Annotated in this window: 12 protein-coding genes; 5 read left to right on the top strand and 7 right to left on the bottom strand. The window is 62.4% G+C overall.

Features of this window, described 5'->3' with window-relative positions; all coding sequences use genetic code 11:
* Positions 1-40: 40 nt before the first annotated feature.
* The 3 genes from GQA94_RS17385 to GQA94_RS17375 all read right to left on the bottom strand — a co-directional run bounded on the left by GQA94_RS17385 (position 41) and on the right by GQA94_RS17375 (position 2,770).
* A complete protein-coding gene (locus GQA94_RS17385) occupies positions 41-811 on the bottom strand; it encodes an MlaA family lipoprotein (RefSeq protein ID WP_158189186.1) in 771 nt (256 codons plus the stop codon).
* Positions 804-2,096 carry a serine/threonine protein kinase gene (locus tag GQA94_RS17380; RefSeq protein WP_158189185.1) on the bottom strand — a complete coding sequence of 431 codons (1,293 nt, stop codon included), beginning with the start codon at positions 2,094-2,096 and terminating at the stop codon, positions 804-806. The genes GQA94_RS17385 and GQA94_RS17380 overlap by 8 nt, the downstream gene beginning before the upstream one ends.
* 449 nt (positions 2,097-2,545) lie before the next feature.
* A complete protein-coding gene (locus GQA94_RS17375) occupies positions 2,546-2,770 on the bottom strand; it encodes a DUF2061 domain-containing protein (protein ID WP_158189184.1) in 225 nt (74 codons plus the stop codon).
* Between the two features lie 257 nt (positions 2,771-3,027).
* Between GQA94_RS17375 and GQA94_RS17370 the strand changes: the two genes are divergently transcribed.
* The 5 genes from GQA94_RS17370 to GQA94_RS17350 all read left to right on the top strand — a co-directional run bounded on the left by GQA94_RS17370 (position 3,028) and on the right by GQA94_RS17350 (position 7,818).
* On the top strand, positions 3,028-3,342 hold the full coding sequence (locus GQA94_RS17370) for a DUF485 domain-containing protein (RefSeq protein ID WP_158189183.1): 315 nt from the start codon (positions 3,028-3,030) through the stop codon (positions 3,340-3,342).
* Complete coding sequence (locus tag GQA94_RS17365) at positions 3,342-4,997, top strand: cation acetate symporter (RefSeq protein ID WP_158189182.1); 1,656 nt, start codon at positions 3,342-3,344, stop codon at positions 4,995-4,997. Before GQA94_RS17370 ends, GQA94_RS17365 begins: the two co-directional genes overlap by 1 nt.
* Positions 4,998-5,199: 202 nt before the next feature.
* Positions 5,200-6,006 carry an SDR family oxidoreductase gene (locus tag GQA94_RS17360; protein ID WP_158189181.1) on the top strand — a complete coding sequence of 269 codons (807 nt, stop codon included), beginning with the start codon at positions 5,200-5,202 and terminating at the stop codon, positions 6,004-6,006.
* Between the two features lie 110 nt (positions 6,007-6,116).
* On the top strand, positions 6,117-7,265 hold the full coding sequence (locus GQA94_RS17355; RefSeq protein ID WP_158190154.1) for a CynX/NimT family MFS transporter: 1,149 nt from the start codon (positions 6,117-6,119) through the stop codon (positions 7,263-7,265).
* Between the two features lie 130 nt (positions 7,266-7,395).
* A complete protein-coding gene (locus tag GQA94_RS17350; RefSeq protein WP_158189180.1) occupies positions 7,396-7,818 on the top strand; it encodes a hypothetical protein in 423 nt (140 codons plus the stop codon).
* Between the two features lie 3 nt (positions 7,819-7,821).
* On the opposite strand, the gene GQA94_RS17345 is transcribed toward GQA94_RS17350, so the two are convergent.
* The 4 genes from GQA94_RS17345 to ngg form a co-directional block, all read right to left on the bottom strand.
* Positions 7,822-8,055 (bottom strand): YheU family protein, encoded by a 234-nt coding sequence (locus tag GQA94_RS17345; RefSeq protein ID WP_158189179.1) that lies wholly within the window; start codon positions 8,053-8,055, stop codon positions 7,822-7,824.
* A 52-nt stretch (positions 8,056-8,107) separates the two neighbouring features.
* Positions 8,108-10,873, bottom strand: a complete 2,766-nt coding sequence (locus GQA94_RS17340) for a hybrid sensor histidine kinase/response regulator (RefSeq protein WP_158189178.1) — start codon at positions 10,871-10,873, stop codon at positions 8,108-8,110.
* 179 nt (positions 10,874-11,052) lie between these two features.
* Positions 11,053-12,252, bottom strand: a complete 1,200-nt coding sequence (locus tag GQA94_RS17335) for an osmoprotectant NAGGN system M42 family peptidase (protein ID WP_158189177.1) — start codon at positions 12,250-12,252, stop codon at positions 11,053-11,055.
* A 105-nt stretch (positions 12,253-12,357) separates the two neighbouring features.
* Positions 12,358-14,100, bottom strand: a complete 1,743-nt coding sequence (ngg, locus tag GQA94_RS17330) for an N-acetylglutaminylglutamine synthetase (RefSeq protein ID WP_158189176.1) — start codon at positions 14,098-14,100, stop codon at positions 12,358-12,360.
* Positions 14,101-14,171 lie beyond the last annotated feature (71 nt).

Raw genomic sequence — 14,171 nt, 5'->3', positions numbered from 1 at the left:
AAGGATGCGAAATTCCTCTGCTTCCAATCGAATGATTGAATCATTCCTCGATTTGCAGCTCCCGCGCCCGGGTATACACGTAACGGACTTTCTCGTACTCGAACGGGGAATTCAGTTGGCCGTAGCGAAGGCTGGTGCTATGCCGCAGGTCGATCAGCCGCAACGCGGTCAGGCCGAACTCGCCGCCGCTGGCCTCGGCGTAGCTGAAATAGTCGATCTGCCGTTCGACGCCGAAGTCCATGGCCTGGCCCGCGGTATCGCGCAGGTTCGACGGGCCGAGGGCCGGCAGGATCAGGTAGGGGCCGTGCGGGACGCCGTAATAGCCCAGTGTCTGGCCGAAGTCCTCGTTGAGGCGGGGCAGCCCCATGCGTGTGGCCGGGTCCCAGATCCCGCCGACGCCCAGGATCGTGTTGAACAGCAGGCGAGCGGTGGTATTCATGGCGCGCTTGCCCTTGAACTGCGCCACGCTGTTGAAGAGCGTCGGTATTTCGCCGAGGTTGTTGAAAAAATTGCTCACGCCGGTGCGTACGATCCGCGGGGTGACATAACGGTAGCCGCGCACCGCCGGCAACATGACCCACTGATCGAGGCGGTAGTTGAAGTAATACATGCGTCGGTTCAGTGACTCCCAGGGGTCGTAGATATCCAGCGCATCGAAGGTGGCGCGCTCGAACTCGCGCTGATCCAGCCCCGGGTTGAATTGCAGGTTACGCAGCGGGTGGGTGAAACCGTCCTCGTCGGGAACCGGCGTCTGGGCACTGGCGAGACCGCTGGCCAACAGCAGCAGTGCGAAAAGATGACGTCTAGCCACGGAAGAACTCCAGCATGTGTTGAGCGTTGACCCGGTAGTCGAGGTTGCCGCAATGGCCTCCGCGCGGGTACAGCGTCATCCGGTCACCGAAGGTCCGGCGCAGAAAGCCCAGGTCGCCGGCGCCAAGGATGATGTCATCGGCGTTGTGCATCACCGCGATCTTCTGACTGTCGCGCAGATAATCCTCCAGCGCGTAGAGGCTGACCTGCTGCACCAGCTGCGCCAGGCTGCCACCGTCCTGCTGAGCACGCCACATGGGGATGAGCTGCTCGGTGATATAGCAATCGAAATCGCACAGCAGGGCGCGCCGGAAGAATGGCTCGAGGCTGGTGCCCTCGTCGATCGGGTAGTCGGGCGGCACGATCAAGCCGCGACGGTTGATCAGATCGGAGGTGAACACGATGTCGGCTGCCGAAAAGCGGAATACCGAGCCCACCAGCATCGCCATTTGCTCATCGCTCAGCGCGAAGTCCGAGCGCTGGAAGTCGAACAGCATGGCCTCGTCGAGGTTGATCGAGCCGTGCAGTCGATAGTAGCGCGTGAGTTTTTCCAGGATCAGTTGGTAGAAGGTGGTGGTGCTGTCGATCGCCTCGACCCGCGTCTGCACCAGCTTGTCCAGATTGCCGATCGACGTGTACAGGTTGACCGGCGGGTTGAGCAACAGCACGCGCTTGAAATTGAAGCTCTGGCGCGTCTCGTCGAGCTTGCTGACAAAGGCGGCGTTGAGTGCACCGAGGCTGTACCCGGTGAGATGAAATTCGGTCACGGGCAGTTCATGCTGTTGCGCCCGGACCGCCTGCATCACGCGGTACAGATCCTTCGCATCGTCTGGGCTGTAACCCGGCGTGGCGTAGCGCGAGGCGGCGGCGATGAAGTCGAAGCTGGTGGGCGAGGACAGCTGCACCACGTGATAGCCCGCTCCGTAGAACAGTCGTTTCAGCGACTCGGTCTTGCCGGCCGCATAACTCGCGCCGGTACCGGAGATGATGAATATCAGCGGGGCGGGGCCGGGCTGTCGGGCCAGGCGATAGGTCAGTCGTTTCACCGCCCAGAAGTTATCCGGCAACGTGAACTCGCGTTCGGGGCGCAGCCGCAGGTGATAGTCGGCCTGGTCGATGTCATCGTCGCTGGGGACTTCTGCGCGCAACGCCGCAGGTGTCGTGGCGATTGTCGCCTCGAACGGATTGCTCAAGGGATAGCCATACTGCTCGACGCTGATATCCGCGGCGTGAGCAGGCGCGACGACCAGCGCGAGCAGCGCGGTCAGGCACAGCAACAATTGCATGTAAGGGGCTCTCCTGAGACGAGTGGGCGGCATACGCCAGACGGCCGGGCGTGCGCCACGGGGCAATGATGCTGCCATAGAAACCGCCGCCGCGTCCGACGCCGATGCCGTTCCGGTACGCTGATGGGTAGATGAATCGGGTTTGGGCTGCGCGCCGAGCGTCCGGTTCCGTGGCGATGTGGTGTCGAGGGCATTGAACATCCTGTATCGAGCCTCTGCGGACGATGATGGGTGCTGCAGGTCCTGTCTCGATGCTTCCGGTCGATGAAGCGCAGCGCGTAAGCCATTGACCGCGATTAATCCCGCGGGTTGCGTTACGCCTGTTGGATTGGGGGGGGCGGGCTTACGCCGCAGCTTCCGGACCATGCCCTTGCGCACGCCTGCGATGCCGGTCGACGACGGCTCGCGTCCGCTGCGTGGTCAACGGCGGCGCTGACGCGCGCGGCGCGTCAAGCCTGGTGATGCAGCCAGGCGTGAGCCGGTATTTCACGGCGCGTTGGCCGGGGCTTTTCCAATCGCTGCCAGATTTTCTCGTGAAAATAAAAGCCCACCGAATTGCACAGCGGTTCGATGGCGGCCACGAGCCCGCCAGCGGCAAGGCTTCCGGTCAAGGCATAGGTCACCGAAAAGGCGATGCAGAAGTGCATCAGTGTGAACGTAACGGTCTTGGTCATGGCGTGTCTCCGGAATGCGTTCGAGAACTGTTCTCTATTGAGATCCAGTCTCGCTCCGTGCTGGCCTCATTGAAAATCATGCTGCTCGATAGGCGGCATAGACGGGGACTATATCGGGCCCGGAAAGGGTCGCGAGGGCTCTATTCCGGCGCTTTGGCGAAAATAAAAACCAGACCATGGTCGAGTGGCGTTCGCACCGCCTGGCTCTAAAGTAGCCCGCTTGCCCTCATCAGTGGGCTGAGATCGGAGCCATAACAATGCAGAACGAAGAAATCTACCGGCGCATCCATGCCAATCCGCGTTTCCAGGAACTGGTTGCCAAGCGCGGCCGCTTCGCCTGGCTGCTGTCGGCCGTCATGCTCGGTGCTTATCTGGCCTTTATCCTGTTGATTGCGTTCGAGCCAGCCGTGCTCGGCATTCCACTCGCCGCCAATACGGTGACCACCTGGGGCATCCCAGTGGGCGTCGGCGTCATCTTCATGGCATTCATCCTCACGGGCGTCTACGTCCAGCGTGCCAATGGCGAGTTCGATCGACTCAACCAGGAAATCCTCAACGAGGCTCAACAATAATGTTCGTGCGTTTATTGATGGCAGCGGTTCTGCTGGCTGCCTCGCCTTTGCTGATGGCCGATGCCATTACTGGCGAAGTGCAGAAGCAGTCGGTCAACTATACGGCGATCGCGATGTTCGTTGTGTTCATCGTGTTCACCATGGGCATCACCAAGTGGGCCGCCAAACGCAACACGTCCACGTCCGACTACTATACGGCCGGCGGAAGCATCACCGGCTTTCAGAACGGGCTGGCGATCGCCGGCGATTTCATGTCCGCGGCGTCGTTCCTGGGCATATCCGCATTGGTGTACACCAGCGGCTACGATGGCCTGATCTACTCCATCGGCTTCCTGGTCGGCTGGCCGATCATCCTGTTCCTGATGGCCGAGCGCCTGCGCAATCTGGGCAAGTTCACCTTTTCCGACGTGGCGTCCTATCGCCTCGGCCAGACGCAGATCCGCATCCTCTCGGCCTTCGGTTCGCTGATCGTGGTGGCGTTCTACCTGATCGCGCAGATGGTCGGCGCCGGCAAGCTGATCCAGTTGTTGTTCGGTCTCGACTATTACGTCGCGGTGGTCCTGGTCGGCGTGCTGATGGTCATGTACGTGTTGTTCGGTGGCATGTTGGCGACCACCTGGGTGCAGATCATCAAAGCGGTCCTGCTGCTGTCGGGCGCCACCTTCATGGCCGTCATGGTGATGAAGGCGGTCAACTTCGATTTCGGCAGCCTGTTCGCCGAAGCGGTCAGCATCCATGAGAAGGGCGCTGCGATCATGAGCCCCGGTGGCCTGGTATCGGACCCGATCTCCGCGATTTCGCTGGGGCTGGCGTTGATGTTCGGTACCGCCGGTCTGCCGCACATCCTGATGCGTTTCTTCACCGTCGCCGACGCCAAGGAAGCGCGCAAGAGCGTGTTCTACGCCACGGGCTTCATCGGCTACTTCTACATCCTGACCTTTACCATCGGCTTCGGCGCGATCCTGCTGGTCAGCACCAACCCGGAATTCAAGGACGCAACGGGCGCCATTATCGGAGGCACCAACATGGTCGCCATCCACCTGGCCAACGCCGTGGGAGGCAACCTGTTCCTGGGCTTCATTTCCGCGGTAGCGTTCGCAACGATCCTCGCGGTCGTAGCCGGGCTGACCCTGGCCGGCGCGTCTGCCGTTTCCCATGACCTGTATGCCTGCGTGATCAAGAAGGGCAAGGCCAGGGAAGAAGATGAGATGCGCGTCACCAAGATCACGACCCTGACCCTCGGCGTCGTGGCGATCCTGCTGGGCATCATCTTCGAGAAGCAGAACATCGCGTTCATGGTGGGCCTGGCATTCTCCATCGCGGCCAGCTGCAATTTCCCGGTGCTGTTCCTCTCCATGTACTGGAAGGGCCTGAGTACGCGCGGCGCGCTGGTCGGCGGTTCGCTGGGCCTGGCGACTGCGTTGATCCTCACCATCATCAGCCCCACCGTATGGGTCGATGTGTTCGGCTACGCCGAGGCCATCTTCCCCTACAAATACCCGGCGCTGTTCTCGATGATCGTCGCGTTCGTTGGGATCTGGTTCTTCTCGGTCACCGACAAGTCCAAGTCGGCGGGTCTCGAGCGCGAGCGCTTCTTCTCGCAGTTCGTCCGTTCGCAGACCGGTCTGGGCTCCAGTGGCGCCGTCGCCCACTGATTGCCGGATGTGCGTTGAACAAGGGCAGCCCTCGGGCTGCCCTTGTCATTTGCGACCTGGGCAAACGGCATCTGCAGTTGTGTCGATGGTATCAATCGGGCTCGGAACATGGCCGTCATTCAGCATTTCGATCGAGGCCGGAGGGGGCGTCTGCATTCGCTAGACTCGTTGCAACTCAACGCACAACAAAGGCAGCAAAACGATGCAAAATCGCATGATGGTCACTGGCGCGGGTTCCGGTCTGGGTCGCGAGATCGCGCTACGCTGGGCACGTGAGGGCTGGCAACTGGCGCTCTCGGACGTCAACGAAGCCGGACTGGCCGAGACCCTCGGAATGGTCCGCGAAGCCGGCGGCGACGGGTTCACTCAGCGCTGCGACGTGCGCGACTACAGCCAGTTGACGGCGCTGGCGCAGGCCTGCGAGACCAAGCTCGGCGGTATCGACGTGGTGGTCAACAATGCCGGTGTCGCCTCTGGCGGTTTCTTCGACGAACTGTCGCTCGAAGATTGGGACTGGCAGATCGCGATCAATCTGATGGGTGTGGTCAAGGGCTGCAAGGCGTTCCTGCCGCTGGTGCAGAGCAGTCGCGGCAAGTTCATCAACATCGCCTCGATGGCTGCACTGATGCAGGCGCCGGGCATGAGCAACTACAACGTGGCCAAGGCTGGCGTGGTTGCGCTGTCGGAGAGTCTGCTGGTCGAATTGAAGCAGCAGGAAGTGGGCGTTCACGTCGTATGTCCGTCGTTCTTCCAGACCAACCTGATGGACTCTTACCGTGGGCCGACGCCGAACATGAAGGCGCAGATCAGCAAGCTGCTCGAAGCCTCGCCGATCACGGCAGCCGATATCGCCGACTACATATACCGACAGGTAGCCGAAGGCGTGTTCATGATTCTGCCCCACGATGAAGGCCGCATGGCCTGGAAAATCAAACAGCAGAATCCGCAGGCCATCTACGACGAGATGGCTGCGCTGGCAGAGAAGAAACGCAACAAAAGCAGAACCTGACTGTTCGGTCCGTTTTGCTTGCCGAGGTCGGAGGTCGGGAGTAGGGTTGCCTGTCCGATGCCTGACCGACCTCTGGATTCACTGTGAAAAACCCATCTCGCTGGCTGCTCATGCTGGCCCTGGTGCTTGGCGCCATCAATCTACGCCCTGCCATTACCTCCTTCGCGCCGCTGATCGAACGCATCGCCGAAGAGCTGAGCCTCAGCCGCGGCCTGATCAGCCTGACCACGGCATTGCCGGTGCTGCTGATGGGCTTGCTGGCGCCGCTTGCGCCGCGCCTGGCCGTGCGTTTCGGGCTGGAACGGACCATCAGTCTGTGCCTGGGGCTCATCGGCGTGGCATTGCTGTTGCGTCTGTTCGGGGAAAACGCGGCGGTACTGATCGGCACGGCGGCGATGGTCGGAGCCGGCATCGCTGTGGCCGGCCCGCTGCTGTCCGGCTTCATCAAGCGCTACTTTCTCGACCACATGGGTAAAACCGCTGCCTTCTACTCGCTGAGTATGGCTATCGGCGGCACCATCGGCGTGGTTCTGACCGCACCCGCGGCGCAATGGCTGGGTCACCGCTGGACGTGGGGGCTGGCGCTGTGGGCGATCCCAGCGATATTGGCGCTGATTATCTGGTTGCGTTTGCCCAACCAGCCGGAGGCGGCTGTGGAGCAACGCGCCGGGTTGCCGTGGGGCGAGCCGCGCGCCTGGCTGCTCAGTCTCTATTTCGCCTTGCAGGCCGGATTGTTCTACGCCCTGGCGACCTGGCTGGTGGCGCGCTACCACGAAGCCGGCTTCAGCCTGTTGCAGAGCAATGCGTTTTTCAGCGGTTTCATGCTGATCGGCCTGCCGAGCGCTTTCGCCATGCCTTGGCTGGCGCAACGTTTTGGCAAGCGGCACCTGCTCATGGCCGGCTGCGGTGTGCTGGCTGCGGTGTGTCTGCTGGTCATCGCCTGGGTGCCACAGGTCCAGCCGCTGGTGGTCTGCATGCTGTTGGGTGTGGCCCTGAACGGCACGTTTTCGATGTCGCTGGTGCTGCCGATGTACGAGGCAAGCACCCCGCTGGCGGTGAGCCGCCTGACCGCGATGATGCTCTGCACCGGCTATTGCCTGGCGTGTTTCACGCCGGTCCTGACCGGGCTGGGACGCGACATCGCCGGTGACTATCGCGGGCCGTTCCTCGTACTGGCGGGCATGGCGGCGTTGATGGTCGTGCTCGCCTTGCGCCTCGCGCCACGGTCTGACCTGGCGGCGGCTATCGAGACGAGCTGATACGCCGATGGCCCAGCGAGGTGTGGCCTGCGTCACCCCTGCGAAATACGAAGGCACCGTACCCGCCTGGCATGCTGGAACGTCGCGCGGATTTGGTTGAACATGTCGGACTTTCGTCTGGAGTGACTCTGTGGAGCCCGAATCCATCGTCTATGGCAGCATTCGCGACTGGCCCTCGGCGGATGCCGAGCAGTGCCGTCAGCGCCGAGCGGCAAACCGGCGTGCGCTGGACCGTCTGCCGCAGGGTGAGGGCTGGCCATTCATTGGGCGGGAGATGTTCGCCTGCTGCACGCAGGAGGGCGTGTATCAGACCCAGGTGATTCACTTCGGCGCCAGTTATCGAGCGGTCGAATACGAATGGGCCCTGTGGGTGCGCAACTTCGAGGCATTGCTCAACGAACTCTATTGGACCAGTGCGGTGGTGCACCTGGAAACCGAGCTCAACGGCACGCACACGTTTCGTTGGGAAACCGAAAGCGGCTCGCACAGTCCTCACCAAAGCGATCTGCGCATGCGCTGCGCGTGGGAGCGTGATGGCGGCGTGCTCGGCTGAGGCTCAATCGTCTTCCAGCCATTGCCTGGGCACGTCGCGCTTGAGCGCCAACTGGCACTGCTGGTGATCCGCATCGAAAACGATCACCGCCGTTCCTTTGATCAACGCCTGCCGTACCCGCTCGACCCGGGTGTGCAGCGGTGTCTCGTCACCGTTGTCGGTGCCCTGGCGGGTGACGAAATCCTCGATCAGGCGGGTCAGGGTGTCGGGTTCGAGTTGGTCGTGAGGAATGAGCATGGATTCAATTCAAAGAAGGGTGGGGCGGCGGCCTGAGTGCCCGAGTGCTGGCTCAGACAGGCCAGCGTCGAGGCTGTGATAGGTCGAGCGGCTTGAGAAAGCGGTCCAGGCAAGCATACAACTGCTCGGTGTCCAATGGTTTGCCAATGAAGTCATCCATCCCGGCGTCACGCCCCTGTTGCCGGTGGTCGTCAAGCACATGGGCGGTGAGGGCAATGATCGGCACCGGTGCGAGCCCCTGTTCCGCTTCGATACGGCGAATCTGCCGGCTTGCCTCGAAACCGTCGAGTTCAGGCATTTCGCAATCCATCAGAATCAGCTGCGCGGCCGATGGATTGTCGCGATAGGCCGTTACGGCCCGCCGGCCATTCTCGGCGACCAGCACGTCATAGCCACGTTTGCGCAGCAGTCCCGAAACCACCATCTGGCTGACCGGATTGTCTTCGGCGATGAGGATGCACGAGCGCGGCGCCGTCGCCTTGTGGTCACACATCCCTGCATCGGTCGCCGGGCTGCCCACCGGTTGATAGAACCGGTGGAGCGCATCGCGCAGCGGGCCGAGCAGGAGCGGTAGCGGCAAGTTGACCAGTCGCAGCGTTGGCGCCAGTACCAGGCAATCGCTCTGCGGCGGGCATAGCAGCATCACCCGCTGGTTCGGCTCGAGCTGGTTGGCCAGCGCTGCCAGCCAGTCCTGTGGCTTGCCCGGCCAGGGCGCCATGACGACAAGCAGAGGTGTCGTAGCGTGGTCGTCCAGGTAGCGCGGCAGTCGCTGCGGTTCCTCGCAGCGCACCACTCGCATGCCCCAGCGCATCAGAAGATTGCTCATGGCATCGAGCGCGTGCACATCCTGGGACGCGATCACCGCGGTGCGGCCCTCCAGCAATGAGGTGAGCGGATCATGGTTGCCGCCGGCTTCATGTAGCGCAATGGCGAAGCTGAAGCGGCTGCCTTTGCCCGGTGCGCTTTGCACGTCGATCTGGCCGCCCATCATTTCCACCAGCTCTTTGCTGATCACCAGTCCCAGCCCGCTGCCGCCATAACGCCGGGTGGTGCTCGAATCGCCCTGGGCGAAGGAAACGAAAAGCTGCGCGAGCACTTCGGCGCGCATACCGATGCCGCTGTCTGTCACCGAGAAGACCAGCTTGCGTGAGTCGCCCCGGCCCTGGCTACCGATCTCGAGGACGACATAGCCGCTTTCGGTGAATTTCAACGCGTTGCTGAGCAGGTTCAGCAAGACCTGCTTGAGTCGGGTCGGATCGCCTCGCACGCGTCGCGGTACGTCTGCCGAGAGGCTCACGTGCAGCCGGACTTCCTTCTCCAGGGCCTGGGCCGTGAACAGGCTGATGGTTTCGGATGCCAATGCCTCGAGGTCGTACTCGATATCCTCCAGCACCAGCTTGCCGGCGCCTATTCGTGCATAGTCGAGGATGTCGTTGATCACCGACATCAGCGAGGCGCTGGAACTGGAAATGGTGTCGAGATAGAACCGCTGGTTACGGTCCAGCGAGGTTTCGCGCAGCAGTTGCAGCATGCCGAGCACACCATTGAGGGGGGTACGGATCTCATGGCTCATCTTCGCCAGGAACCGGCTCTTGGCCTGGTTCTCGCTTTCCGCGCGCGCAGCGGCCTGGCGTGACTGGAACCCTTCTTCCTTGAGCAGATTGATCCGGTCGGCCAGCCCGATCGACAGCGTGATCAGCTCGAAGGCGATACCGACCTTGACGATGGATGCGCCATACAGACCGAACAGGTTGAAGCCCAGGGAACCGGCGGTGACGATGGCAAAGGTCACCAGCAGTACACCCCAGGCCAGGGTGTAGTAGAAACCGTAGCGAACGCCGCGCCGCCAGACGAACGCGCCGGTCAGCAACAGGCCTATCGAGGAGGCAATCACCATGACACTGGCCAGGATGCTCCAGGTCTGCAGGTCGAGAATCAGCCCGGACAGCAGCGCGCCGAACGACACCAGAAATGCCACGCGCAGCGCGAAATCCAGTCGCGGAAAGTGCTCGCGGGTATGCAGGAAATGGCGACTGAATTGAATCGAGATCAGACAGTGGCTCAGCATCAGCGCATAGATGCCGAGGGCAACCAGGCCGCCATCGTCGTTCAGCCACTTGACCAGCAGGCCATCGAAGCTGAGTGCGAACAGCCCGACGTTGAGGTTGTAGACCAGGTACCAGAAATACGCCGGCTCGCGAAGCGACATGAACAGGAACAGGTTGTAGCAGAACATCGCGAACAGCACGCCGTAGAACGCGCCGGCAAGGCCCATCGAGTTTTCGGCCGTGGCCGCGCTTGCGCCGTAGCTGCTGAAATACAGCGGTACGTACAGGGTGCTGGTGCTCTGCAGCCGCAGTAGCAGCGTCGAGGTGCCGGGCTCCAGGTCGACCGGAAACCAGAAGTTGGTCACCTTGACCGAACGTTCACGGAACGGATGGCGATCGCCGGACTGTTGTCGGCTGATGCGGCCGTCGGGGTGACGCAGATACAGCTCGATATGATCGAGCAGCGGATAGTTGATCTCGATAAAGCCCCCGAGGGGGGTGTTCAGCTGGCTGTCCAGATCGACACGGAACCACCAGACGTCGTTGTTCTTACCCTTGTTGGCGTGCTTGCCGTCGACCTGCTCGAAGGTCTTCTCCGGCAGGCCCAGCACTTCGGTTGCGTTCAGTTCGGCGGCGGGATCGCGCAGGAAATAGGTCCAGTTGCCGAGTGACTGGCGAAAGTCCTCCGAATCCACCGTTACAGGAGTGAACGCCCAGAGCTGAGCGGACAGGCAGGAGAGGAAGATGGCCAGGCAAAGACGCGGCAGCATGGTGGGACCCGGAGTCGTGCAAAAGTCGCAGGCGGATCAGGCCATTCGGTAACGCCAATGGCAAGCCAGGTTCGCCTGATGCATCCATATATTTCAGACACTTGCGACTTTGCCCGGATCGAAGCCGCCTCGCAATCGACAATTGCCTCAACTTGGCGGCACATCATGAAACCCGACGCTCAATCGGACGAGTCGCCGGTTCGCTTGTCGAAGATCGAATCGACCGGCGGTACGCGCGTGTCGTTTTCCATCTGGGCGTCGTGTTCAAGTTGATGGCTGAAGCTTTCGAGCGATCCGTGGCCGGCGTGTGCGTCGCTGGCGAAGACCGGCGGGCTCAGCAGGTAGCTGCATATCAGGCGGCTCATCGCAGCGAGGCTGTCGATATGGGTCCGTTCATAGCCGTGAGTGGCGTCGCAGCCGAAGGCGAGCAGGGCGGTGCGGATATCGTGTCCGGCCGCGATCGCTGACTGCGCGTCGCTGTGGTAGTACCGAAACAGATCGCGGCGTACCGGTATGTCGTGCCCTTCGGCCAGCTTGATCAGGTGTCGGGACAGGTGGAAGTCGTAAGGGCCCCCGGAGTCCTGCATGGCGACCGTGACCGCATGTTCGCTGGACGCCTGGCCCTTGGCCGTCGGCGCGATGTCGATGCCCACGAATTCGCTCACGTCCCATGGCAGTGCGCCGGCCGCGCCGGAGCCGGTTTCTTCGGTGATGGTGAACAGCGGGTGGCAGTCGATCGGCAACTGCTGATCGCTCTCGACCACTGCTTTCAGCGCGGCCAGCAGGGCGGCCACGCCCGCCTTGTCATCCAGATGGCGGGCGCTGATATAGCCGCTGTCGGTGAACTCGGGCATCGGATCGAACGCCACGAAATCGCCGATATGCACGCCCAGCGCAACCGTATCGGCACGGCTGGTTGTAAACGCGTCCAGGCGCAGCTCGACGTGGTCCCAACTGATGGGCATCTCGTCGACCGCGGTATTGAAGGCGTGCCCTGAGGCCAACAACGGCAGGACGCTTCCGCGGATCACTCCGCTGTCGGTGAATACGCTGACGCGGCTGCCTTCGGCAAAGCGGCTCGACCAGCAGCCTACCGGCGACAACCCCAGACGGCCCGTGTCGTGGATCTCACGCACGCTGGCGCCGATGGTGTCCAGGTGGGCGGCAATCGCGCGGTCCGGGCTATCGCGTCGACCTTTGAGCGTCGCACGGATCGTGCCGCGCCGGGTCAGTTCGAAAGGAATGCCCAGTTCCTTCAGCCGCTCGGCAACGTAACGCACGATGGTGTCGGTGAATCCCGTTGGGCTGGGGATTGCAAGCGTCTCCAGCAATACACGTTGCAGGTAGTTCAGATCGGGTTCGGGAAGCTTTGCAGTCATGTTCGCTCCTCGTGGGGGCCGTGAATGAATGCCGCCAGGCAGTGAATGATTGCGCGCGTGGTGCCGCCTGCGAACCGCGCCGCCTGGCCCGGGGCGGCGCTGTGCCTAGTGACTATTGTGGCTGAGCGGAAACAGCAGGTCGATGAAACGCTCCGCCGTTGGCTGGGGATGATGGTTGGCCAGCCCGACACGCTCGTTGGCTTCGATGAAGACGTAATCCGGTTGATCGGCGGCCGGTACCAGCAGATCCAGCCCGACCACCGGAATATCCAGCGCCCGTGCGGCTCGAACAGCCGCGTCGATCAGCTCCGGGTGCAACTGGTCGGTGACATCGTCGAGGGTGCCGCCAGTGTGCAGGTTGGCGGTACGCCGAACCGCCAGGTGCTGTCCGTGGGGCAAGACCGTGTCGTAATCGAAACCGGCTTCTTCGATGCAGCGGCGGGTTTCCTCGTCCATTGGAATGCGGCTTTCGCCGCTGGTCGCAGCCTGGCGTCGGCGGCTCTGGGCTTCGATCAGTTCGCGAATGCTGTGGCTGCCGTCGCCCACGACCTCGGCGGGCCGGCGGATCGCGGCGGCCACCACTTCGTAGCCGATGACTACGATGCGCAGATCGAGCCCCGAATGATAGCTCTCGATCAGCACTCGCTGGTCGAACTGGCGGGCCCGGGCGATGGCTTGTTCGAGATCCTCGATGTTGCGCAGGTCCACCGAGACCCCATGGCCCTGTTCGCCATCGACCGGCTTGACCACCACGCTGCCATGCTCTTTCAGAAACGCCGCATTGCTTTCCGCCGGGCCCGCCAGGCACTGCGCCGGCAACTTGAGCCCTGCCCGGGCGAGGGTGCGGTGGGTCAGGCATTTGTCCTGGCACAGCGTCATGCTGACAGCCGAGGTCAAGTCCGACAGCGATTCGCGGCAGCGCACCTTTCGGCCGCCCTGGGTGAGAGTGAACAGCCCGGCTTCGGCGTCGTCGATGGTGATTTCGATGCCGCGGCGACGGGCTTCGTCGACGATGATTCTGGCGTAGGGGTTCAGCTCGGCTTCCGGCCCAGGGCCGAGAAACAGAGGCTGGTTGAAGGTGTTCTTGCGCTTGACGGTGAAGGTTTGCAGGTCACGGAAGCCGAGCTTGGCGTAGAGCGCCTTGGCCTGCTTGTTGTCGTGCAGCACCGACAGGTCGAGATAGGCCAGGCCACGCCCCATGTACTGTTCGATCAGGTGACGCACCAGTGCTTCGCCGACGCCGGGACGGGTGCAGCTCGGGGCGACCGCCAGGCACCAGAGGCTGGAGCCGTTTTCGGGATCGTTGAAGGCTGTCTGGTGATTGATGCCCATCACGCTGCCGATGATCTGCCCGGAATCGTCATCTTCGGCCAGCCAGTACACCGGTCCGCCTTTTTCGCGCGGGGTGCACAGTTCCGGGTTGACCGGCAGCATGCCGCGAGACTGATACAGGCAGTTGATCGCTTTCCAGTCGGCCTCGCATTGTGCGCGACGAATACTGAAACCTCGAAAACTGCGGCGTGCGGGGCGGTAGTCGGTGAACCAGATACGCAAGGTGTCGGATGGATCGAGAAACAGCTGTTGCGGCGCGTAGGCCAGCACCTGATGCGGTGCGGCGACATACAGTGCAATATCGCGTTCGCCCGCTTGCTCATCCAACAGGTCGGCGGCCAGATCAGCCGGGTCGGAGTAGGTATGGCCGACCAGTATCCGGCCCCAACCGCAGTGCAGCGTTACCGGGCCCCGGGGTTCTTCCTGGCCGTCCTCGGCAAGGCGCGCTTGCAGCCGCTCATAGGTCGGGGCCTGTCCGCGCAACAATCGCTGTCCGTAAGCTTGAGACTTCTGCATGGTGCGTTCCTTAGGGCTTGCCATGACGCCACGGATCGCAGGCGGGACGGTCATCCCTGCCTGCGATGACG

This window comes from Stutzerimonas stutzeri (assembly GCF_009789555.1).
In the GTDB taxonomy this organism is placed as follows: domain Bacteria; phylum Pseudomonadota; class Gammaproteobacteria; order Pseudomonadales; family Pseudomonadaceae; genus Stutzerimonas; species Stutzerimonas stutzeri_R.
This window is presented reverse-complemented; position numbering and strand designations above follow the sequence as displayed.

What these genes read in the sequence shown, in the direction of transcription:
- GQA94_RS17380 (WP_158189185.1), bottom strand. Translation starts at nt 2,096, where the DNA reads ATGCAATTGTTGCTGTGCCTGACCGCGCTGCTCGCGCTGGTCGTCGCG.
- GQA94_RS17375 (WP_158189184.1), bottom strand. Translation starts at nt 2,770, where the DNA reads ATGACCAAGACCGTTACGTTCACACTGATGCACTTCTGCATCGCCTTT.
- GQA94_RS17370 (WP_158189183.1), top strand. Translation starts at nt 3,028, where the DNA reads ATGCAGAACGAAGAAATCTACCGGCGCATCCATGCCAATCCGCGTTTC.
- GQA94_RS17365 (WP_158189182.1), top strand. Translation starts at nt 3,342, where the DNA reads ATGTTCGTGCGTTTATTGATGGCAGCGGTTCTGCTGGCTGCCTCGCCT.
- GQA94_RS17360 (WP_158189181.1), top strand. Translation starts at nt 5,200, where the DNA reads ATGCAAAATCGCATGATGGTCACTGGCGCGGGTTCCGGTCTGGGTCGC.
- GQA94_RS17355 (WP_158190154.1), top strand. Translation starts at nt 6,117, where the DNA reads ATGCTGGCCCTGGTGCTTGGCGCCATCAATCTACGCCCTGCCATTACC.
- GQA94_RS17345 (WP_158189179.1), bottom strand. Translation starts at nt 8,055, where the DNA reads ATGCTCATTCCTCACGACCAACTCGAACCCGACACCCTGACCCGCCTG.
- GQA94_RS17340 (WP_158189178.1), bottom strand. Translation starts at nt 10,873, where the DNA reads ATGCTGCCGCGTCTTTGCCTGGCCATCTTCCTCTCCTGCCTGTCCGCT.
- GQA94_RS17335 (WP_158189177.1), bottom strand. Translation starts at nt 12,252, where the DNA reads ATGACTGCAAAGCTTCCCGAACCCGATCTGAACTACCTGCAACGTGTA.
- ngg (WP_158189176.1), bottom strand. Translation starts at nt 14,100, where the DNA reads ATGCAGAAGTCTCAAGCTTACGGACAGCGATTGTTGCGCGGACAGGCC.